The 20,429-nt window shown below is 68.1% G+C and carries 18 protein-coding genes; all 18 read right to left on the bottom strand.

Going from position 1 to position 20,429, the window contains the following annotated elements; translation table 11 throughout:
• Positions 1-4: 4 nt before the first annotated feature.
• The gene (locus VLK31_RS06205; protein WP_409167513.1) at positions 5-973 is read right to left on the bottom strand and encodes a PDR/VanB family oxidoreductase; all 969 of its coding nucleotides are present in this window, start codon (positions 971-973) and stop codon (positions 5-7) included.
• Positions 974-991: 18 nt separating this feature from the next.
• The gene (locus VLK31_RS06200) at positions 992-2,047 is read right to left on the bottom strand and encodes a Rieske 2Fe-2S domain-containing protein (protein WP_409167512.1); all 1,056 of its coding nucleotides are present in this window, start codon (positions 2,045-2,047) and stop codon (positions 992-994) included.
• Positions 2,048-2,059: 12 nt separating this feature from the next.
• Positions 2,060-2,281 (bottom strand): recombinase-like helix-turn-helix domain-containing protein, encoded by a 222-nt coding sequence (locus VLK31_RS06195; protein WP_093129672.1) that lies wholly within the window; start codon positions 2,279-2,281, stop codon positions 2,060-2,062.
• 31 nt (positions 2,282-2,312) lie between these two features.
• The gene (locus VLK31_RS06190; protein ID WP_409167511.1) at positions 2,313-3,500 is read right to left on the bottom strand and encodes an FAD-dependent monooxygenase; all 1,188 of its coding nucleotides are present in this window, start codon (positions 3,498-3,500) and stop codon (positions 2,313-2,315) included.
• 39 nt (positions 3,501-3,539) lie between these two features.
• Positions 3,540-4,544 (bottom strand): Bug family tripartite tricarboxylate transporter substrate binding protein, encoded by a 1,005-nt coding sequence (locus VLK31_RS06185; RefSeq protein WP_409167510.1) that lies wholly within the window; start codon positions 4,542-4,544, stop codon positions 3,540-3,542.
• Positions 4,545-4,564: 20 nt separating this feature from the next.
• Positions 4,565-5,536 carry a VOC family protein gene (locus VLK31_RS06180; RefSeq protein WP_409167509.1) on the bottom strand — a complete coding sequence of 324 codons (972 nt, stop codon included), beginning with the start codon at positions 5,534-5,536 and terminating at the stop codon, positions 4,565-4,567.
• A gap of 388 nt (positions 5,537-5,924) precedes the next feature.
• The gene (locus VLK31_RS06175) at positions 5,925-7,403 is read right to left on the bottom strand and encodes an aldehyde dehydrogenase (RefSeq protein ID WP_409167508.1); all 1,479 of its coding nucleotides are present in this window, start codon (positions 7,401-7,403) and stop codon (positions 5,925-5,927) included.
• A gap of 44 nt (positions 7,404-7,447) precedes the next feature.
• A complete protein-coding gene (locus VLK31_RS06170; RefSeq protein ID WP_409167507.1) occupies positions 7,448-8,254 on the bottom strand; it encodes an aspartate dehydrogenase in 807 nt (268 codons plus the stop codon).
• Positions 8,255-8,268: 14 nt separating this feature from the next.
• Positions 8,269-9,984, bottom strand: coding sequence for a thiamine pyrophosphate-binding protein (locus VLK31_RS06165; protein ID WP_409167506.1), 1,716 nt, complete (start codon positions 9,982-9,984; stop codon positions 8,269-8,271).
• A complete protein-coding gene (locus VLK31_RS06160; protein WP_409167505.1) occupies positions 9,977-10,804 on the bottom strand; it encodes an SDR family oxidoreductase in 828 nt (275 codons plus the stop codon). The genes VLK31_RS06165 and VLK31_RS06160 overlap by 8 nt, the downstream gene beginning before the upstream one ends.
• An 11-nt stretch (positions 10,805-10,815) precedes the next feature.
• Positions 10,816-11,652, bottom strand: a complete 837-nt coding sequence (locus VLK31_RS06155; RefSeq protein WP_409167504.1) for an IclR family transcriptional regulator — start codon at positions 11,650-11,652, stop codon at positions 10,816-10,818.
• A 37-nt stretch (positions 11,653-11,689) separates the two neighbouring features.
• Positions 11,690-12,550 (bottom strand): alpha/beta fold hydrolase, encoded by an 861-nt coding sequence (locus VLK31_RS06150; protein ID WP_409167503.1) that lies wholly within the window; start codon positions 12,548-12,550, stop codon positions 11,690-11,692.
• A gap of 7 nt (positions 12,551-12,557) precedes the next feature.
• Complete coding sequence (locus tag VLK31_RS06145) at positions 12,558-13,106, bottom strand: cupin domain-containing protein (RefSeq protein WP_409167502.1); 549 nt, start codon at positions 13,104-13,106, stop codon at positions 12,558-12,560.
• A 44-nt stretch (positions 13,107-13,150) separates the two neighbouring features.
• Entirely contained in the window at positions 13,151-13,966 is an 816-nt protein-coding gene (locus VLK31_RS06140; protein WP_409167501.1) for an SDR family oxidoreductase, read from the bottom strand.
• Positions 13,967-13,983: 17 nt separating this feature from the next.
• A complete protein-coding gene (locus VLK31_RS06135) occupies positions 13,984-14,979 on the bottom strand; it encodes a Bug family tripartite tricarboxylate transporter substrate binding protein (RefSeq protein ID WP_409167500.1) in 996 nt (331 codons plus the stop codon).
• Positions 14,980-15,199: 220 nt separating this feature from the next.
• A complete protein-coding gene (locus VLK31_RS06130; protein ID WP_409167499.1) occupies positions 15,200-16,456 on the bottom strand; it encodes a D-amino acid dehydrogenase in 1,257 nt (418 codons plus the stop codon).
• Between the two features lie 60 nt (positions 16,457-16,516).
• A complete protein-coding gene (locus VLK31_RS06125) occupies positions 16,517-17,533 on the bottom strand; it encodes a 2-dehydropantoate 2-reductase (protein WP_409167498.1) in 1,017 nt (338 codons plus the stop codon).
• A gap of 42 nt (positions 17,534-17,575) precedes the next feature.
• Positions 17,576-20,200, bottom strand: a complete 2,625-nt coding sequence (gene alaS, locus VLK31_RS06120) for an alanine--tRNA ligase (protein ID WP_409167497.1) — start codon at positions 20,198-20,200, stop codon at positions 17,576-17,578.
• Between the last annotated feature and the right edge of the window lie 229 nt (positions 20,201-20,429).

Here is a 20,429-nt window from a genome sequence, read left to right as displayed (position 1 = left end):
GGGTTCAGATGTCGAGCACCAGCCGCGCGCCCTTGCAGCGCGATACGCAGATCATCATGGTCTTGTTGGACGCACGTTCGATCTTGGTGAGGATGCCGTCGTGATGGTCGATCTCGCCTTCGAGCACAGAGGTTTCACAGGCGCCGCACACGCCTTCCTTGCAGCTGTGGTCGGGGTTGAGGCCGGCGTCGATCAGGCTGTCGAGAATCGACTTGCCCGCGGGCACTTCCACGCTCTTGCCGCTCTTCACGCACTCGACCACGCAGCTCTGCGTGGCGGCGGGCGCCTCCACATGCACGGCGGCAAAGCGCTCGATGTGCACGTTGGCATAGCCGAGTTGTTCGCAGCTCTTCTCGAAGGCGTCGAGCATGGGCGTGGGGCCGCAGCAGTAGTAGTGGCTGCCTGCGCCCTTGCCTTGCAGCAGTTCGGCGAGCCGGGGCGGCGCGCCCTGTTCGTCGTCGAAGTGCCAGGTGAGCTGTACCTGCTTTTCGCTTGCCAGCGCCTCGATGGCTTCGCAGAAGGCGGCCTCCTTGCGGGTGCGCGCGCAGTACAAGATTTCGACCGGCTGGCCGATGGCCACCAGCCGCTGCAACATGCACCAGATGGGCGTCACGCCGATGCCGCCGGCCACCAGCACCGAACGCTGCGCGGCCTCCACCAGCTTGAAGTTGTTGCGCGGCGCGGAGATGGGCAGTGTCATGCCCACCCGCAGTTGCTGGTGCACGTAGCGCGAGCCGCCGCGGCTCTTGCGGTCGTTGAGCACGCCCACCACGTAGCGCTGGCGGTCGCTCGCGGGGTTGCACAGCGAGTAGCTGCGCACCAGCCCGTTGGGCAGGTGCAGGTCGATGTGGGAGCCGGCCTCGAAGGCGGGAAAGTCCACGCCCGGCGTGGCCGGTCGGAACTCGACGCTCACGATGCCGTCGGCCTCGTAGCGCATGGTGTGCACAAGGGCGTTCAGCGTGGGGGAAGACATGGCTGCGCTCGCTCCCGCTCAGGCCGTGGCGGCCTCGGCCGACTTGCTCTGCTCGGCCAACTGCGCCACCGCCAGGTTGCGCATGTGGCGGCGCAGGCGAACGATGCCCAGGTCGTGCTGGTACAGGTTCTCGTGCTGGTTGGCGTCGGCCTCCATCTCCTCGAGCATCACGCGGTCCTGCTCCAGCACATGCCAGTGGCGCGCCTCCAGGCGGTTGCGGTACAGAAAGCGCCAGGTGTCGCGCTGCCAGTCTTTGGGCAGCTTGCGCACGCGCCAGAAGAAGGTGGCCGTCATGCCCTTCACCATGGGCGAGAAGGCGCCGATGATGATGAAGTTGCCGCCGGGGCCGCCGGTCTTGGGGTACGGAATTTCGAGCCGCATCCAGTGCATGCCGGTGTCGGCCCACTCGGTCCAGTCGAAGTTGACGTTGCGCTGCCCTTCCTTCTCGAACACGAAGCCGATGTCGGTCGGCCGAATGCCGAACTTGGCGCTGGAATCGCCCTCGGCCATGGAGTGCGACTGCTTGTGCAGGTAGGTGCCGTGCATCGGGTCCATCACGTTGTCGAGCACGTAGCGGTAGTCGCCCTTCCACTCGGTGTAGCAGAGGAAGGACGAATACTCGGCGTCGTCCGTCAGTTGCTCGGGCAGCACCAGCGGCGGCGGCACGTCGACCGATTCCTTCGAGTTGTAGAGAAACACCGCGCCCGCGCGCTCCTGCACATGAAAGTGCCGCGTGGCCTGCGAGCCTTCGAGCTTGCAGCCGGGGCTGCCGGGCACGCGCGTGACCACGCCGTCATGGCGCACTTCCACGCCGTGGTAAGGGCACGAAAGCCGGTCGCCCAGGATCACGCCCTGCGACAGCGGCGCGCCGCGGTGCGGGCAGCGGTCTTCCAGCGCATGCAGCACGCCTTCGCCGTCGCGCCACAGCGCGAGCTTGCGGCCGAGGCGGCGCAGGGAGACGGGGTTCTCCTTGATGAAATGCGAGGGGCAGATGGGATACCACAGGTCTTTCAGGCCGATCTCGAGCAGATGATCGACCGGGTCCGCGGCAATGGGTTGAATGGCGATGGTCATGGTGTGTTCCTCTCAGCCGGCCAGCGTGGCCATTTCCTTGCGGTACAGCGCTTCGGTCCAGGGCTGGCCGCCGGGCGTGGCCAGGCCGCTGTCGTTCAGGCGCTGCACCAGGCCGGGCAGGTCGTGAATGCCGTCGCCGAAGGCGCGTTCGATCACGTCGCCCAGCAGGTCTTCGTAGGTGGTCGCGGGGCGCTGGCGCGCCTGGTGCGGTTGCAGGTAGCGGTCTTGTTGCATCGTGGGCCTCGGTGGGGTGAGGTGGAATGAATCAGGCGGCGGCAGTTTCGGCAACGGCAACGGCAACCGCAGCGATGGCCGGCGTGCCCAGTGGCGCGGTCCACGCGTCGTAGGCATACACCCAGTCGGCATTGCCGCCTTCGCGCAGCCAGTTGTTGCCGCGCGAGCCAAGCTGCACCTGGCTTGCGCGCTCGATGCGCGCCCGCTCGAAGGCTTGCAGCGCGGCGGCCACGTCGGCCAGCGCCACGCCGTCGAGATGGCGCGACAGCACCACCGCGTCTTCGATGGCCATGCCCGCGCCCTGCGCCATGAAAGGCAGCATCGGGTGCGCGGCGTCGCCCAGCAGCGCCATGCGGCCTTGCGTCCACGCGGGCATGGGGTCGCGCTCGTACAGCGCGGTCTTCAGCACGGTGTCGCAGGCGTCGAGCAAGGCGCGTGCCTCGGGGTGGTAGGCCACGTACTGCTCGCGCAGTTCGTCCACGCTGCCCGGCGCCGTCCAGGACTCCAGGTGCCAGGTGTCTTGTGTCGTGGTCGCGAAGATGAAGATGTCCTTGCCGCGGTTCAGCGGGAAGGTGACGATCTGGCTCTGCGGGTTCGGGCCCCACCACTTGGTGAAGGCGCCCAGGTTGGGCACGCCGGCCACGCGCTCGGCGGGCACCACGGCGCGGTAGGCCACGATGCCGGTGAAGCGCGGGCTCTCCGCGCCGAACATGGCCGTGCGCACGCACGAGTGAATGCCGTCCGCGCCGATGAGTGCGCCCACGCGCGCGCTGGTGCCGTCGGTGAAGGCAATGGTCACGCCCTGGTCGTCCGGCGTGATGGTTTCGGCGCGTTTGCCCAGCGTCACCTGCTCGGCGGGGAACATGTCGGTCAATGCCGCCAGCAGGTCGGCGCGGTGGATGGTGAGCTGCGGTGCACCGTAGCGCTGCTCGGCCGAGTCGGCCATTTCCAGGCGCGAGGTTTCCTCGCCGGTGTCGTAGGTGCGGCTGATGCGGTGCGACGGGCGCGCCGCGGTCACGCGGGCCGCTTCGCCCACGCCCAGGCCGTCGAGCGCACGCACAGCGTTGGGCGTGAGGTTGATGTCGGCGCCCACGCGGGCGAACTGCTTCGACTGTTCGAACACCCTCACGTCATGCCCGGCACGGCGCAGCGCAATGGCTGCCACCAGGCCGCCGATGCCGGCGCCCACGATGCCGATGGTCGATTCATTTGTCTTCATGGAGGCTTCCCCTGCGGTTGTGCAGCGTTTTGAGTCGGCCTACTCGGCCACGATGTTGCGGGCCTTGATGATCCGGGCCCAGGTGGCCGTTTCATCTCGGATGTAGGTGGCGAACTCGGCGGGCTTCATGGCTGCGCCGGTCATGCCCTGCAGCTTCAGGCGCTCGCGCACCTCGGGCGCAGCGAGCATCTCGGCCGCGTCCTTCGCCAGTTGCTCGACCACGGCGGGCGGCGTGCCCTTGGGCGCCATCAGGCCGTACCACGAGGTGACGGTGACGCCTTGAATGCCCTGCTCCGCCAGCGTCGGAATGTCGGGTGCGGCGTCGCTGCGTTTGGCCTCGGTCACGCCGATGGCCACCAGCTTGCCCTGCTTCAGAAACGGCAGCGTGGCCGGTAGATTGCTGAACATCAGCGGCACCGAGCCACCCAGCACGTCGTTGAGCGCGGGCGCGGTGCCTTTGTAGGGCACGTGCAGCATGTCGATGCCGGCCTGCTGCTTGAACAGCTCGCCCGCCAGATGCAGGCCGCTGCCCACGCCGGGCGAGGCATACGACAGCGTGTTGGGCTTGGCCTTGGCCAGTGCCACCAGCTCCTTCGCGTTCTTGATGCCCGAGCCGGGCGACGCCACCAGCACGTTGGGCGCCTTGGCCAGCATGGTGATGGGCACGAAGTCTTTTGCCATGTCGAACGGAAAGGCGGGCATCAGCGTCGGGTTGATGGTGACGTTGCCCGCCGGAATCACCAGCAGCGTGTGGCCGTCGCCCTTGGCGCGCTTGACCTTCTCCATGCCGATGTTGCCGGCCGCGCCCACCTGGTTGTCCACCACCGCCGCCTGGCCGTAGCGCTTGGCCAGGCCGTCGGACAGGATGCGCGCCAGCGTGTCGACCGGCCCGCCCGGCGGGAACGGCGAGACGAGCGTGAAGCGATCGCTGGCGAGCTGCTTCTGCGCATCGGTCTGCTGCGCGTGCACGGGTGCAGCCACGGCAAAGGCCGCGAGCGTGGCGATGGCCGAGAACAGAGCCGGCAAGGAGAAACGTCTTTGCATGGTGGGGGCCTTTGTGAGCTTCATTTCTTTTCGGTCAGGAAGGCGCCCTTGGGTCCTTCGGCGTTCTTCTGGCGGCGCGTGTGGCCGTCCAGCCCGCCGTCGACGGCCCATTCGGCAAACACCGTGGGGCCGGGCTCGAACTCGCGCGGTTGCCAGTCGGCGGTGAGCTGGTCTTCGTCGGCGTAGTACTCGATGAGGCCGCCGGCCGGGTTCTTGAAGTACCAGAAGTACGCGGACGACACCGGGTGGCGGCCCGGGCCCAGTTGCGTTTCCCAGCCACGGCGCGAAAAGTGCAGCCCGCCGCCGAACACTTCGTGGATGTCGCGCACGGTGAAGGCCACGTGGTTGAGACCGCGCTTGCCTGAAGGAATCTGCAGCAGGAACAGGTCGTGGTGGCCGCCCTCTGCCGCGCAGCGCATGAAGGCGCCGCGGTTGGGGTAGCTGTCGGACGCGATGAAGCCGAAGCGATCTGCGTAGAACGCGCTGGTGCCCACTACGTCGTTGACGAAGAACACGACGTGGCCCACTTCGATGGGCGTGGCGCGTTCGTAGATGGGCGCGGCCTGGTTGACGCGCGGCTTGGCGTTCCAGGTGTTCATGGCGCCGCAGTCGACTTGCACTGCATGTTTGCGGCTGACCTGCAGGCGCACGGCCAGGCCGTTGGGGTCGATGCAGCCGATGCGGCGGGCGCCGTCGACGGTGGTGTCGAAGAAGGCGGGGTCTTGCGCGATGGCCGTGGCGTAGCGGTCGAGGTCTGCCTCGCTTTCGACGCCCCACACCACTTCGCGAAGGGTTGGGCCGTCTTCCATGGCGGGCGGCAGGCCCGGTTTGTTCAACGCCGCGACGATCACCTTGCAGCCGTTGAGGCATTCGAAGACGAGTTCGTCGGTGGCTTGCGCTGTCAACGTCAGGCCCCAGTCTTCGAAGAACTGGCGGCATGCGGGCAGGTCGTCCGCGCCGTAGGTGATCTGGTCGATGCCAAGTACGCTCATGTCAGGTTTCCGCTGTGGTTCGTTCGCGGCGCGTGCATTGGACACACCAGGTAGTTCGTTTGGGATGCGGGGTGATTCGTTCGGGGCGTGTGCACAGGCCGCCGGGTACTCCCCTCCGCGAATGTCCCCCGGGGCTGCGCCCCTCCTCCTTTATTTCGCTGCGGGGAGCACCCGACGCCCTGTGCACCTGGACACGCTCTGTGTGCTCGTCGATCAACCCTGGCTCTGAAGACGCACACGCCGATGGGGTGCCTTGCGCAGCGAAATAAAGGAGGAGCGAAGCGGGGGACATTCGCGGAGCAAGGCACCCCGTCGGCGTGGGCGCGCCCTGAACGGACCCCTGAACGGAGCCCAGAACGCACAACACGACGAAGCGAAGACAACAATTTCATCCCAGCGCCCACGGCAGAGGTTGCTCGTTCGTGCCCCAGTACATGCTCTTCTGCTCCATGTACTGAAAGATGCCCTCGCGGCCCTTCTCACGGCCCAGACCGCTGTCGCGCCAACCACCGAACGGCGTCGACACCGAGAACTGCTTGTACGTGTTGACCCACACCGTGCCGGCCTGCACCGCACGACCCAGCCGCCAGGCACGCTTGAAGTCGCGGCTCCATACGCCAGCTGCCAATGCATAGATGCTGTCGTTGGCCTGCGCGATGAGTTCTTCCTCGGTGTCGAACGGCATCGCCACCAGCACCGGACCGAAGATTTCTTCCTGCGCCGTGCGCGCACTGTTGGTCAGGCCTTCGATGATCGTCGGACGGTAGAAGTAGCCGCTGTCATAGCCCGCGCCGTGTGGACGCACACCACCGGTGCGGATGCGCCCGCCCTCGGACACGCCCAGTTCCACATAACGCTCGATGCCCTCGCGGTGCTTCGCCGTGATGAGCGGGCCCATCTGCGTGCGCTCCGACGCCGGGTCGCCCACGCGCAGCGCGTTGGCACCCTCGGCCAGCCGCGTGAGAAATTCGTCATAGATACCGCGCGCCACGAACAGCCGCGAGCCCGCAATGCACGACTCGCCCGACGAACTGAAGATGCCGTACAGCACACCGCTCACCGCATGGTCGAGGTCGGCATCGTCCAGCACCATGGTGGCCGACTTGCCACCCAGCTCCAGCGACACCGGCATCATCTTGTCGGCCGCAATGTGGGCAATGTGCTTGCCGGTGGTGGTGCCACCGGTGAACGACACGCGCTTGACCAGCGGGTGCTTGGTGATGGCGTCGCCGATCACCGAGCCCCGGCCCGGCAACACGCTCACGATGCCCTTGGGCACGCCGGCCTGCTCGCAGATGCGGGCCAGCTCCAGCGCCATCAGCGGCGTGACTTCGGCGGGCTTGACGACCACCGCGTTGCCGGCCGCCAGCGCGGGCGCCAGCTTCTGCGCCTCGCTGGCGATGGGCGAGTTCCATGGGGTGATGGCCGCGACCACGCCCATCGGCTCGTGCACGCTCATGGTCACGAAGGCGCCGCGCGACGGGGTGATGGTTTCTTCGAGCGTTTCCAGTGCGGCCGCAAAGAACTGGAACGTGGCCGCGGCGCTGGCCACGAGGTTGCGCGTTTCGGTGATGGGCTTGCCGTTGTCCAGCCGCTGCTTCTGCGCAAGCGACTCGCCCTCTTCGCGAATCAGCTGCGCCACGCGGTGCAGCACGGCGGCACGCTCGTGCGGCAGGCGCTGGGCCCATCCGCTGGTGCGAAAGGCGTGGTCGGCGCGGGTGATGGCCTCTTCCACGTCGGCCAGGCTCGCGGCCTTCAGGCGCGCAATGGGCTCGCCCGTGGCGGGGTAGAGGCTTTCGTAGACGTCGCCGCCGCCCAGGCGCCATTCGCCGGCGATGCAGATGGGAAGGAGTTCGGAAGAAATCATGGGGTGGCTCGAAGGGTCAGGCTCGAAGGGTCGGATCCGAAGGGTCAGATGGCCAGCGCGGCCACGCGGTTGCGCAGCGCGCGCACGGCGCTGTACACGGTCAGTGCGGAGGTCTTGGGGTTGGCTGCCAGCGGCTTGTTGCGCATGGTCAGCTCGAAGCTGCCGAAGGCGCCTTCGGCTTCGACGGTGTGCACGTTCTCGGTGGTGGCCGGGTCGGCGATCAGGCGCACCTGCGTCTTGTCGAGCCCCAGCCCCGCGAGCGAGACGGTGGCCGCGACGTTCGCGTTCTTCGGATAGAGCAAGGCCGCTTCTCGCGCACTGCCTTCGAAGATCACGGTCTGCTGCGTCAGCGCATCGAGGTCGCGGCCCTGCTCGGCCGGTGTGCCCCTCCATGCCTGCGGCGGCTTGCGGCCGGTGTAGCGCACGCTGTCCAGGCCGCCGATGCGGGCGGCGGCGAGCGCGTCGATGGCACCGATGGCGCCCGCAATCAGCTGCACCTGCGTGCGGCCGGCCACGGCCGCGGCTTCGAGCTTTTCGGCGAAGCCCTCGGCCGACAGCGCGCCGACAGAGGCCACCACGCAGGGCGTGCCCCGGGCCAGCGCGGGCAGCACGTGCTGCTCGATGGCGGCATGGCCCGCGGTCTCGACCACCAGGTCGATGCCGTCGGCGGGCACGCTGCTGGCCACCTGCACGCCGGGCGCGAGCCGCTGCGCCGTCTCTTGCGCGGCGGCCATGCCTTCCGCGGGCACGACGATGGCGACCACCTTCAGCGCGGCATCGCCCTGAAGCAGTTCGAGCACCGAGGTGCCGATGGCACCGCAGCCGATGAGCGCAATGCGAAGTGCGGGCAACTCGTTCACCTTGTTCACGCCACCGAAGCGGCGGCCTTGCTGAGCGCCGGAATCTGCGTGACGGTGTTGGTCGGCGGGCCCGCGAAGGCGCTCTTGAAGTTGCCGATGGAGAGCATGTCGATCTCCAGCAGGAACGGGCCCTTCTTCGACAGCGCCTCGCCCAGCCCGGCCTTCAGTTCGTCGACGTGCTGCACACGGGCGTGCGGCAGAGACAGCGACTTGCACAGCAGCGCGTAGTCGGGCGTGTGCAGGTCGGCGTAGCAGCGTCGGCCGCCGTACTGCGCGTCCTGAATGTTCTTGATGACGCCGTAGCCCTTGTCGTTCATGAGCACGATGACCATGTCGGCCTCTTCCTGCACCGCGGTTGCGAGTTCGCCCAGGTTCAGGATGAAGCCGCCGTCGCCGGCCAGGCAGAAGGTCTTGCGGCCCGATGCGGTTTCTGCCGCGCCAATGGCCGCGCCGATGGCCATGGGCATGCCTTGGCCGATGCCGCCGCCCGTGGCGTGCACGCCGGCGCTGGGTTCGAAGATGCGCAGTTCGCGGTTGCCCCAGGTGCTGTTCGACACGGTGACGTCGCGCACCCAGTTGAAGTTGCGGCCGGCGACCGACTGCAGCGCCTTCACCAGCTCTGTGTACGGGCCGAGGCCGTCGGTGAGCGAGGCCACGGCCTGTGCGTGCGCGGTGCGCAGTTCGGTCAGCAGCGCGGGGTCGGCCTTGTAGCCGGCGGCTTCGAGGCGGTCGGCCAGGCCTTCGAGGGCCAGCGCGGCGTCGCCGCACACGAACAGGTCGGTGGTGTAGCCGCGGCCTTCGGCGGCGGCGTCGGCGTCGATGCGCAGCAGCGGGCGCGGCAGCTTCAGCTCGTACTTGAGCGTTTCATTGCCGCGCAGGCGCGAGCCGACCACCAGCATCGCGTCGCAGCGCTGGTACAGCGCCTCCACCGGCTTGTGGATGTTGTACGAGCCGAGCGAGCCGGCATCGTCTTCAGGCACCGTGCCGCGGCCTTGCGTGGTCGTGACCACGCCAAAGCCCAGCTTCTGCAGGCGCTGGATGGCGCCGCGTGCATGGCGCGCACCGCCACCCACCCAGAGCATCGGCCGCGTGGCCCCGCCCAGGCGCGTGGCCAGCGCGTCGAGCGAGGCCTTCGACGGCACGGGCCGCTCGATGGGCAGCGGGGACAGGTCGGCCGGCATGGTCGTCAGCGCCGACTGAATGTCGATAGGAATCTCCACGCTCACCGGGCCGCTCGGCGCCGTCATGGCGAGCTGCACCGCGCGCTTGAGCGTGCCCAGCACCGTCTCCACGCTGCGCACGCGCAGGGCCGCCTTGGACACGGCCTTGAGCATGGTGAGCTGGTCGGGCGCCTCGTGGATGTACGACATGCCCTTGTCGAGGTACTGCGTTTCGATCTGCCCGGTGATGTGCAGCAGCGGCGCGCCGGCCGTCAGGGCCTCGACCATGCTGCCCGCGATGTTGCCGGCGGCCGGGCCGGTGCTGGTGAGGCACACGCCCAGGCTGGCCGTGGAGCGCGCATAGGCGTCGGCCATGTTGCCCGCGCCGGCCTCGCCGCGCGCCGGCACAAAGCGGATGGCACCGCGCTGCGCGAAGGCATCGAGGATGGGCATGTTGTGGATCGAGATGACGCCGAAGGCCGCCTTGACGCCGCACTGCTCCAGAAAGGCGGCGACCACGGCGCCGACGGTGACTGTGTTGTTGTTCGAAGAGTCATGCATGGCGTGAAAGGCCTCCAGAGATGTCGATGTGGCTGCCGGTCGTGTACGACGCGAGCGGTGATGCCAGAAAAAGAATGGCGCGCGCGGCTTCGCTCGGAAGCCCCAGGCGAGCCAGCGGAATGTGTTTGTCGGTTGCGAGCTGGCCGCTCCATGCGGCCCAGTCGAGCGACCGGTCCTCGCGCGCCTCGAAGCGGCGGCGCCACTGGCCCGACTCGACCAGCCCCAGCAGGATGCCGTTGACGCGCACGCCCTGCGGCGCGAACTCGGTGGCCATGGAACGCACCAGGTTCAGCAGGCCGGCGCGCGCGGCCGAGGTGGCGACCATGTGCGGCTCCGGCTGGCGCGCGAGCAGCGAGTTGGCGCAGACGATGGACGCATCGCCCAGTGCCGCGCGCTGCGTAGCAAGCTGCGGCAGAAAGGCGCGCGTGGGGTGAATCACCGAGAAGAACTTCAGGTGCAGCTCTTCGGTCCAGGCCGCGTCGTCGGTGTCGGCGAAGGTGGACACGCGGCCCTGGCCGGCGTTGTTGACGAGCATCGAAGCCGGGCCGATGGCCGCCTCGCTCGCGGCGGCAAAGGCGCGCACCGACGCGGCGTCGCGCACGTCGCAAGGCTGCGCGAAGAGCTTGGCGTTCGGATGCTGCTGGCGCAGGCCCGCCACGGCGGCGTCGAGCCGCTCGGCATTGCGCCCGCACAGCGCCACCGCGGCGCCGCAGCCCAGCAGCAGCTCGACGGTGGCCAGGCCGATGCCCGACGACCCGCCCGTGACCACGGCCACGCGGCCGGCCAGCGCATCGGCGGCAAAGAAGGATGAAGGCTGCATCGTCATGGCGTTCAGGCGCTGCGCAGCGGCACCACCTTGGCGGAGCGCGCGGGCGAATAGTTGAGAAGGCCCGAGATTTCGTCGGCGGTGACGCGCACGCGCTGCACCATTTCGTCCATGCGGCTTTCCTCGATGTGGCTCGCCGTGATGGTGGCGCCCAGCGCCGCGACGATGTGCCCGCTGTGGTCGCGCACTGGTGCGGCAATGCTGGAGATGTTGGATTCGAAGAAGCCCTCGCCCAACACATAGCCGCGCTGGCGGTCGGCCTGCACCATGTCGAAGAGTTCGGTCACGGTTTTGGGCGTGTTCGGCGAGAAGGTCTCGAGCTTGTCCTCTGGGTAGAGAGCGCGCAGTTGCGGCAGCGTGAGGTCTTCGAGCAGGATGCGCCCGAGCACGGTGGCATGGGCCGGCAGCCGCGTGCCCACGCTGACCGAACTCGCGAAGGGCGTGGGCGGCGCCACCTTGGCCACATAGACGATGGAACGGCCGTCGCGCACCACCAGGTTGCAGGGCGTGCGCAGCTCGTCGCACAGGCGATTGAGCAGCGGCGTGCCCAGCTGCGTGAGCTCCAGCGAGGCGAGATATTCGAAGCCCAGGCGCAGCACGGCCATGCCCAGGCGGTAGTCGCGCCCGCCCTCGGCGCGCTCCAGGAAACCCATGTTCTCCAGCGTGGTGAGCAGGCGGAACACGGTGGAGCGCGGCAGGTCGAAGCGGCGGGCCAGCTCGGGCGCGGAGAGCGTGCGGTTCTCGCGGCTGAACTCGCACAGCACGCGCAGGCCGCGCTCCAGCGCGGGCACGTTGTAGCGGTCCGCGCCCTCTTCCATCACTTCGTTGTCGTTGGTGGCCATGCCTGTTGTTTCCTTGGATGTCTTGTGTTCGTTGCGCTCAGCCCGCGAGCGATTCGCGCAGCAGTGCGGCCACGGCCTGCGGTTGTTCCACATAGCCGGCGTGCCCCGCATCGTCCAACAATTCGAGCGGCACGCCGCAGCGGCGCGCAACCTCTTCGCAGCTGGCGGGCGGCGTGACCACGTCGAGTGCGCCGCAGGCCACGCGCACCGGCACGGGCGGCGGCAGGTCGGCCAGCAGGTCGGCGTTGCACAGCAGTTCGACGGCCTGGCGGTAGCCCTGGTCGTTCAGCCGCGCCATGTTCCAGCGCACCCACAAGCGGGCGTGCTCGCTGGCCTTGTCGGACACCAGCCGGCCGGCGCGCTGCGCGGCCATGCCGGCGATGCCGAGTTCGTCGAGCGTGGCCAGGCGCTCCGTGCGGACCCTGGCGCGGGCTTGCGCACGGTGCGCCGCGCCGTAGCCGATGGCCGGGCTCACGAGCACGAGGCGGCGAATGCGGGTGTCGGTGCGCGCGGCCGCCGCGGCGGTGATGGCGCCCAGCGAATGGCCGACCAGCACGCAGGAATCGATGGCGAGCGCGTCGAGCAAAGAACTCAGCCGTGCGGCGTAGTCGGCCGCGGTCGGTGCCACGTTGTCGAGCGGGGTCGATTCACCGTAGCCCGGCGCGTCCCACGCGATGAAGCGGGCCTGCGACGCCAGCAGTGCGGCGGTGTCGATCCACGACGCCGCGCCCGAGCCGATGCCGTGCAGGCACACGACCACCGGGCCCTGGCCGCACTCGCGCACCGACACCACGGCACCACCGCCAACCGCGACGTTGCGGGCCGGAAAGCGCGCGTCGAGCCGTGCCAGCTCGGAGGCCGGCAGGGTCGGTGCTTGAGGGGTGATGGCGTCGTTCACGGCGAGCTCAGCGCTTGATCTTCGCAAGCGGGTGATCGGCCGGGTATGTAGGCGTCACCGGCTTCTTCGCGCCCAGCATCACGCACATCAGCGCGTCTTCGTCGCCGATGTTGATCTCCTCGCGGTACACGCCGGGCGGCACCGAGATCAGGTCGCGGTCGGTCATGATGGTTTCGAAGCGCTCGCCGTCTTTCTCGATCACCACCTTGAGCTTGCCGCGGATCAGGAAGAACACTTCTTCCACGTCGGTGTGCAGATGCGGCGGGCCTTCGTGGCCGGCGGGAATCACCATGGTGGAGAAGGTGAAGTGCTCGGCGGGCACGGTGTTGACGTCCGCGGCAATGCCGGTGCCGCCGGTGCCCACGTAGCGCATCTGCGCGCGGCGGAACTTGGGGTCGAAGTCGGCCTGGAACTTCAGCGCGTCCCAGTCGTACTTGCGGGTTTCGTAGCGCGCGATGCGGCTGTTCATCCACTCCGCGAGGCTCGTGCCTTCGGGCTGCGCCAGGGTGGTGGCGGGTGCATCGGTGATCTTTTGCTGTTCGGACAAATCGCTCATCGGGAAACTCCTTGGTCGAAAAAGTGGGTGTCGCCTGCGGGGGGTCAGTGCATCGCAAAGCCGCCGTTGACGGCCAGCAGCTGGCCCGTCATGAAGCGCGCCAGGCCGGACAGCAGGAACAGCGTGGCGCCGCACACGTCGGCGGCTTGCTGCTCGCGCGGAATGGCGCGGCCTTCGAGGTATTTCTGGTGGCGCGCCATGGGCACGTATTCGGTGGCCTCCACCAGCGTGAGACCGGGCGCCACGGCGTTGACGGTGATGTTGTCGCCGCCCCATTCGCGCGCCAGCGAGCGCGTCATGGCAATGACGGCGCCCTTGCTCGACGCATAGGCCAGCAGGTTGGGCGCGCCCCACAGCGCGGTGTCGGAGGCGAGGTTGACGATGGCGCCACGGCCGCTTTGGGCCAGCGCACCGCGGCAGGCACGGCCCATGAGCCAGCTGCCGCGCACATTGACGCTCATCACGCGGTCCCACATGTCGACTTCCAGCTGGTGCGCGTCCCGCCCGCCCGAGTTGGTGATGGCCGCGTTGTTGACCAGGCCGTCGAGCCCGCCGAGCAGGCGGATGGCTTCATTGGCACAGGCCACGATCGAATCGGGGTTCGACAGGTCGACGCTCAGCGCATGGGCGGTGCGGCCCGCTTCGCGCAGCGCCTTCGCCTCGCTCTCGGCCAGCTCGCCCAGGATGTCGGCCAGCACCACGCTGGCACCCGCCGCCGCGATGCACTGCGCGAAAGCCAGGCCCAGGCCGCGCGCGCCGCCGGTCACGAGTACGCGGCGTCCGGCCAGCAGATTGGCGGGCAGTTCGGCCAGCAGCGCCTGCAGGCTCGAGGGGTCGGGAATGGCTTTGAGTTCGGTCATGGGAATGTCTTGCGGGTTCAGTCGGCCTGGATGCCGAGCTCCTTGATGACCTTGCCGAAGCGCGCGTAGTCGGCGGCGTTGGTCTTGCCCAGCACGTCGGCGCTGCCGCCCACGGGCGTGGTGCCCAGCACGGCCATACGCGCGGCGATGTCGGGCATCTTCAGGATGTCGTTGAAGTGGCCGTTGAGCGTTTTCACGATCTCGGGCGGCAGGTTGCGCGGGCCCCAGAGGCCGTTCCATGCGGTCACCTCGACGTCGCTGTAGCCCTGCTCGGCCAGCGTCGGCACATTGGGCGCGAGCGGCGAACGCTGGGCCGAGGCCACGGCCAGCGCGCGCAGCTTGCCGTTGGCGAAGTAAGGCGACACCGGGCCGAGCGTGATGAACGAGATGGGCACATGGCCGCCCAGCAGATCGTTGACGGCCGGTGCCACGCCCTTGTACGGCACGTGCGCCAGGCTGGCGCCCGAGGCGCGGGCGAACATCTCGCCCAGAATGTGCATCGGCGAGCCGCTGCCCGGGCTCGCATAGCTCAGCGACTTGCCGCCCTTGGCCGCTGCCACGGCGTCCTTCAGGGTGGCAAGGCCGCTGCTGCCGCTGGCCACCAGAAAGAGCGGCAGGCTGCCGGTCTGCACGATGGGCGTGAAGCCGTTCAGCACGTCGTAGCCCGACGAGCCGTTGGCCTTGAGCACCAGCTGCGCAATGGAGAAGGTGCTGGGTGCGAGCAGCAGCGTGTAGCCGTCGGGCGCGGCCTTGGACACATAGGCGCTGCCGATGATGCCGCTGGCGCCCGGGCGGTTGTCGACCACCACGGGCTGGCCGACGCGGGTGGCGAGCTTTTCGGCGAACAGCCGCGCCAGGGCATCGGTGTCGCCGCCGGCCGGATAGGCCACGACCAGCGTGATCGGCTTGCTCGGGTAGCTGTCTGCCCAGGCGAGCCCGGGGGCGCACGCGGCGGCCAACGAAATGACTGCGGCAAGAGCAGCGGCAAGGGCGTGGCGGCGTGTGTGTTGCATCGGGTCCGTGGGTTCGGTGTTTGTTTCTCTAATGAAACAACGATTTATTAATGGAACAAAACGAAGAATACCGATGAAGACAACTTCATGACTAAGTAGAAACCCTAGATCACTGGAACGAAGAAGTAACGCAACGAAAACAGGGCGGCCCTTGTGGGGGCCGCCCTGCGAAAGAGGAGCGTTGGGGGAGCTCTGCCGGGAGCTTTGCGCCGGGTGCTGCTCAGCCGTAGCGCGCCACGGTGAGGCCTTCCATGTCGATCTCGGGCGCCCTGCCCGCGATCAGGTCTGCCATCACGCGGCCGGTGCCCGCCGCCATGGTCCAGCCCAGCGTGCCGTGGCCGGTACTCAGCATCAGGTTGGGAATGCGCGTGGCGCCGATCAGCGGCGTGCCATCGGGCGTCATGGGGCGCAGGCCGGTCCAAAAGGAGGCGTCGCGCACATTGCCGCCGCGCGGAAACAGGTCGGTCACCACGTGTTCGAGCGTGTCGCGCCGGCCCGCGTCCAGCCGCAGGTCGAAGCCCGAAAGCTGCGCCGTGCCGCCCACGCGAATGCGCTCGCCCAGCCGCGTGACGGCCACCTTGAAGGTCTCGTCCATCACGGTCGATTCGGGCGCGCCGGTGGCATCGGTGATGGGCACGGTGATCGAAAAACCCTTGACCGGGTACACCGGCAAATCGATGCCCAGCGGCTTGACCAGCGCGGGCGAATAGCTGCCGAGCGCGACCACGTAGCGGTCGGCGGTGAAGCTGCCCTGGTCGGTGCGCACCGCGGTCACGCCCTTGGCCGCGTCGTGTTCGATGGCCTGGATGTTGACGCCGAACTTGAAGACCACGCCCTCGGCCTCGGCCAGCTTGGCCAGCGCCTGCGTGAACTTGAAGCAGTCGCCGGTCTCGTCGCCGGGCAGGCGCAGGCCGCCGACGAACTTGTCCTTGACGGCCGCGAGCGCGGGCTCGTACTGCACGCAGCCTTCGCGGTCGAGCACCTGGTAAGGCACGCCCGAGGCCTGGAGCACCTCCACGTCTTTCGAGGTGCCGTCGAGCTGCTGCTGCGTGCGAAACAGCTGCAGCGTGCCCTGCATGCGCTCGTCGTAGGCAATGCCGGTGTCGGCGCGCAGCGCCTTCATGCAATCGCGGCTGTACTCGGCCAGCCGCACCATGCGGCCCTTGTTGACCTCGTAGCGCGCCTGGGTGCAGTTGCGCAGCATCGACAGGCCCCAGCGCCACATGGCGGGGTCGAGCATGGGCTTGATGACCAGCGGGCTGTGCTGCATCAGCATCCACTTGACGGCCTTCACCGGCACGCCCGGCCCGGCCCATGGCGCGGAGTAGCCGGGCGACACCTCGCCCGCGTTGCCGAAGCTGGTTTCGAGCGCGGGGGCCGGCTGGCGCTCCAGCACCGTCACCTCGTGCCCGGCGCGCGCCAGGTAATACGCCACCGACGTGCCGATGACACCGCTGCCAAGAATCAGTACCTGCATGAGAACAACCCTTTTTGAAGCCGCCATCCAGCGATGCAGCCGAGGGTACAGGGCTGAACGCTAGAGGCCCAGGGCGTCCTGCAATTGGCGTGCCGTCCAGCGCCTGGGGCTTTGCGGCCAGGCCTCGAGCAGCGCCACCATGCGCGCATTGCGCGGCGCGCTCAGCCCATGCTCCTGCGCGAGCCGCACCACCTCGCCGCTGAGCGAATCGATCTCGGTGCGGCGGCCCAGCGCCAGGTCGTCGGCCATGCTGGAGCGCGCCTTGGCGTCGACCCGCAGCATGCGCGCCGCAACGATGCGAAACAGCCAGTCGGGCAGGCGCAGCAGGCCGGGCAGCCGATGGGCCGGCACCGCGGCCACCTGCGCCGGCGTGATGCCCGCGACGTTCAGTATGCTCAGCGCCTCTTCGATCAGCGACGCGAAGCAGCGGCGGTAGCCGCGCTGCATCAGCTCGTCGCGCAGCGGCAGGCCCGACAGCGCATTGACCGGGTTGTTGAGGTTGAGCATCAGCTTGCCCCACTGCACGGGCACCAGGTCGGCATGCAGGTCGAGCGGCACGCCGGCGCGCGCGAACACGTCGAGCCAGGGGCGCAGCGCCGCGTCGTCTTCGGCGGCGAGCCGGCCAGGCGTGCCGCGGTGGAAGGCGCCTTGGCCGATCTCGGCCACGTTGTACGGCACCATGCCGGCGCGCACATTGAGCGACGGGCCGGCCAGCGATGCCGCCGCGCAGTTGGAAATGCCGTTCTGCAAAGACACCACCGTGGTGCCTGCGGGCAAGGCGAACGCGAGCTCGGCGGCGGCCTCGGCCGTGGCGCCGCTCTTCACGCACAGCAGCACCAAGGCGGGCTGCGCACCGGGGGGCACCTGCTCGCTCAGCTGCAACCGCGCGGCGGGCAGCTTGAGCTTGTTGCCGTCGATGTCCGTGAGCGTGAGGCCGTGCGTGGCGAGCTTGTCGAGCACACGCGGACGGCCCACGAAGGTCACTGGCACACCCGCTGCCGCGAGGCTGCCGCCGATGAAGCAGCCGATGGTGCCGGCGCCCATTACAAGCACCTCACCGGGAATGTCTTCAGGCATGAAGCGCGTGTGTCCGGTGAGGCTGTGTGGTGAGTGGCGGGGTCAGGCGCGTTGCGCGACCCAGGCCTGCACCGATTGCAGCGCGGCCGCCAGGCCCGCGGCGTTGGTGCCGCCGGCCATGGCCATGTCGGCCTTGCCGCCGCCCTTGCCACCGACCTGCTGGGCCACGAAGTTGACCAGCTCGCCAGCCTTGACCTTGCCCACGCTGTCGGCGGTGACGCCGGCCGCAATCTGCACCTTGTCGCCATCCGCGGCGGCCAGCACGATCACGGCGGTCTTGAGCTTGTCCTTCAGCTTGTCCATGGTGTCGCGCAGCGTCTTGGCGTCCGCGCCGTCGAGCTTGGCGACCAGCAGCTTCAGGCCGTTGACGTCCACGGCCTGCGACACCAGTTCGTCGCCCTTCGACGAAGCAAGCTTGCCCTTGAGCGCACCCACTTCGCGCTCGAGCGCCCTCACCTGGTCGAGCACCTGCGTGAGGCGGCCTTGCAGTTCCGCGGCCGGCGTGCGCAGCGTGGCGGCCACGCTGTGCACGGTCGACTCCAGGTCTTGCAGATAGCTCAGCGCATTGGCGCCCGTGACCGCTTCGATGCGGCGCACGCCGGCGGCCACGCCGCCTTCGCTGACGATCTTGAACAGGCCGATGTCGCCCGTGCGGCCCACATGGGTGCCACCGCACAGCTCGCGGCTGGAGCCGATGTCGAGCACGCGCACGCTGTCGCCGTACTTCTCGCCGAACAGCATCATGGCGCCGGTCTTCTGGGCCGCCTCCATGTCCATCACGCGGGCCTGGGTGGGCGCATTGGCCAGCACTTCGGCGTTGACGCGCTTTTCGATTTCGAGGATCTGCTCGCGCGACACGGCCGCGTTGTGCGCGAAGTCGAAGCGGGTCTTGTCGGCATCGACCAGCGAGCCTTTTTGCTGCACATGGTCGCCGAGCACTTCGCGCAGGGCCTTGTGCATCAGGTGGGTGACCGAGTGGTTGCGCATGGTGGCGTTGCGCCGCGCGATGTCGACCGCGGCCTTCACCGCGTCGCCCACCTTCAGCGTGCCCTGCGTCTGCGTGCCGTGGTGGCCGAACACGTCGGCCTTGATCTTCTGCGTGTCGTCGACGCCGAACTGCACGCCCTCGGCAACGATCACGCCCTGGTCGCCGACCTGGCCGCCGCTCTCGGCATAGAAGGGCGTGGTGTCGAGCACCACGATGCCTGACTGGCCTTCCTTCAGTTCCTGCACGGCCGCGCCTTCGACGTAAAGCGCCACGACCTTGGCGTTTTCTTCGAGGTGTTCGTAGCCGGTGAAGGTGTTGCCCGCGCCGGCGTATTCGACGTTGCGGTCCATCTTGAACTTGCCGCCGGCACGGCCCGCGGCTTTCTGCTTTTCCATGGCCACATTGAAGCCGGCCTCGTCGACGCTCACGCCGCGCTCGCGGCACACGTCGGCCGACAGGTCGAGCGGAAAGCCGTAGGTGTCGTGCAGCTTGAAGGCCACGTCGCCGGGCAGCGTCTTGGCGTCGCCGGCCAGCGCCGCGTCAAGAATTTCCATGCCGTTGGCCAGCGTTTCGAAGAAGCGTTCTTCTTCGGCCTTCAAGGTCTCGGTAATCTTCTTCTCGTCGGCCACGAGCTTGGGGTACGCGTCGCCCATGAGCTTCACCAGATCAGGCACCAGCTTGTGGAAGAACGGCTTCTTCTGGCCCAGCTTGTAGCCGTGGCGAATGGCGCGGCGAATGATGCGGCGCTGCACGTAGCCGCGGCCTTCGTTCGACGGAATCACGCCGTCGGCCACCAGGAACGAGGTGGCGCGAATGTGGTCGGCAATCACGCGCAGCGAGTTGTTCGACAGGTCTTGCGTGCCGGTCTCGCGACCCGCGGCCTTGATGAGCGCGTCGAAGATGTCGATTTCGTAGTTGCTGTGCACGTGCTGCAGGATCGCGGCCAGGCGCTCCAGGCCCATGCCGGTGTCCACGCAGGGTGCGGGCAGTTTCTTGACCGAGCCGTCGGGCTGCATGTCGAACTGCATGAACACGTTGTTCCAGATCTCGATGTAGCGGTCGCCGTCTTCGTCGGGCGAGCCGGGCGGGCCGCCGGGGATCTCGGGGCCGTGGTCGAAGAAGATCTCGGAGCACGGGCCGCACGGGCCGGTGTCGGCCATCATCCAGAAGTTGTCGGACATGTAGCGTCCGCCCTTGTTGTCGCCGATGCGCACCACGCGCTCCGGCGGCAGGCCGATGTCCTTGGTCCAGATGTCGTAGGCCTCGTCGTCCTCGATGTAGACGGTAGCCCAGAGCTTGTCGGCCGGCAGCTTGTAGACCTTGGTCAGCAACTCGAAGGCCCAGGTGAGCGACTCGCGCTTGAAGTAGTCGCCAAAGCTCCAGTTGCCCAGCATCTCGAAGAAGGTGTGGTGGCGCGCGGTGTAGCCCACGTTCTCCAGGTCGTTGTGCTTGCCGCCGGCGCGCAGGCAGGCCTGGACAGATGCGGCGCGCACGTAGCTGCGCTTGTCTTCGCCGAGAAACACGTCCTTGAACTGGACCATGCCCGAGTTGGTGAACATGAGCGTCGGGTCGTTGCCCGGCACCAGCGAGCTCGAAGGCACCACGGTGTGGCCCTTGGACGCGAAGAAATCGAGAAAGGTCTTGCGGATGTCCGCGACCGTGAATGTGGGCTGGCTCATCTTTGGATTCGTCTTCTGTCGAGGGCGGCGCGGCGCTGGCGACCCTGTGTCGAACCCACTGCGGCGAACCGGCCTGACTGCTTGATTTGCTTGAACGAACAATTATAGGTTTGGCCATGACGCCCGCGCCGCGCCGGGGCAAACTGCATGGCACAGTCGGCACGGCTAATATGTGACGTGGCGCAAAAAACGAGAACCAAAGACGGTCTGCGCCATCCGTACTTGTACG

The organism is Variovorax sp. H27-G14 (assembly GCF_046156345.1).
Lineage (GTDB): Bacteria > Pseudomonadota > Gammaproteobacteria > Burkholderiales > Burkholderiaceae_C > Variovorax.
This window is presented reverse-complemented; position numbering and strand designations above follow the sequence as displayed.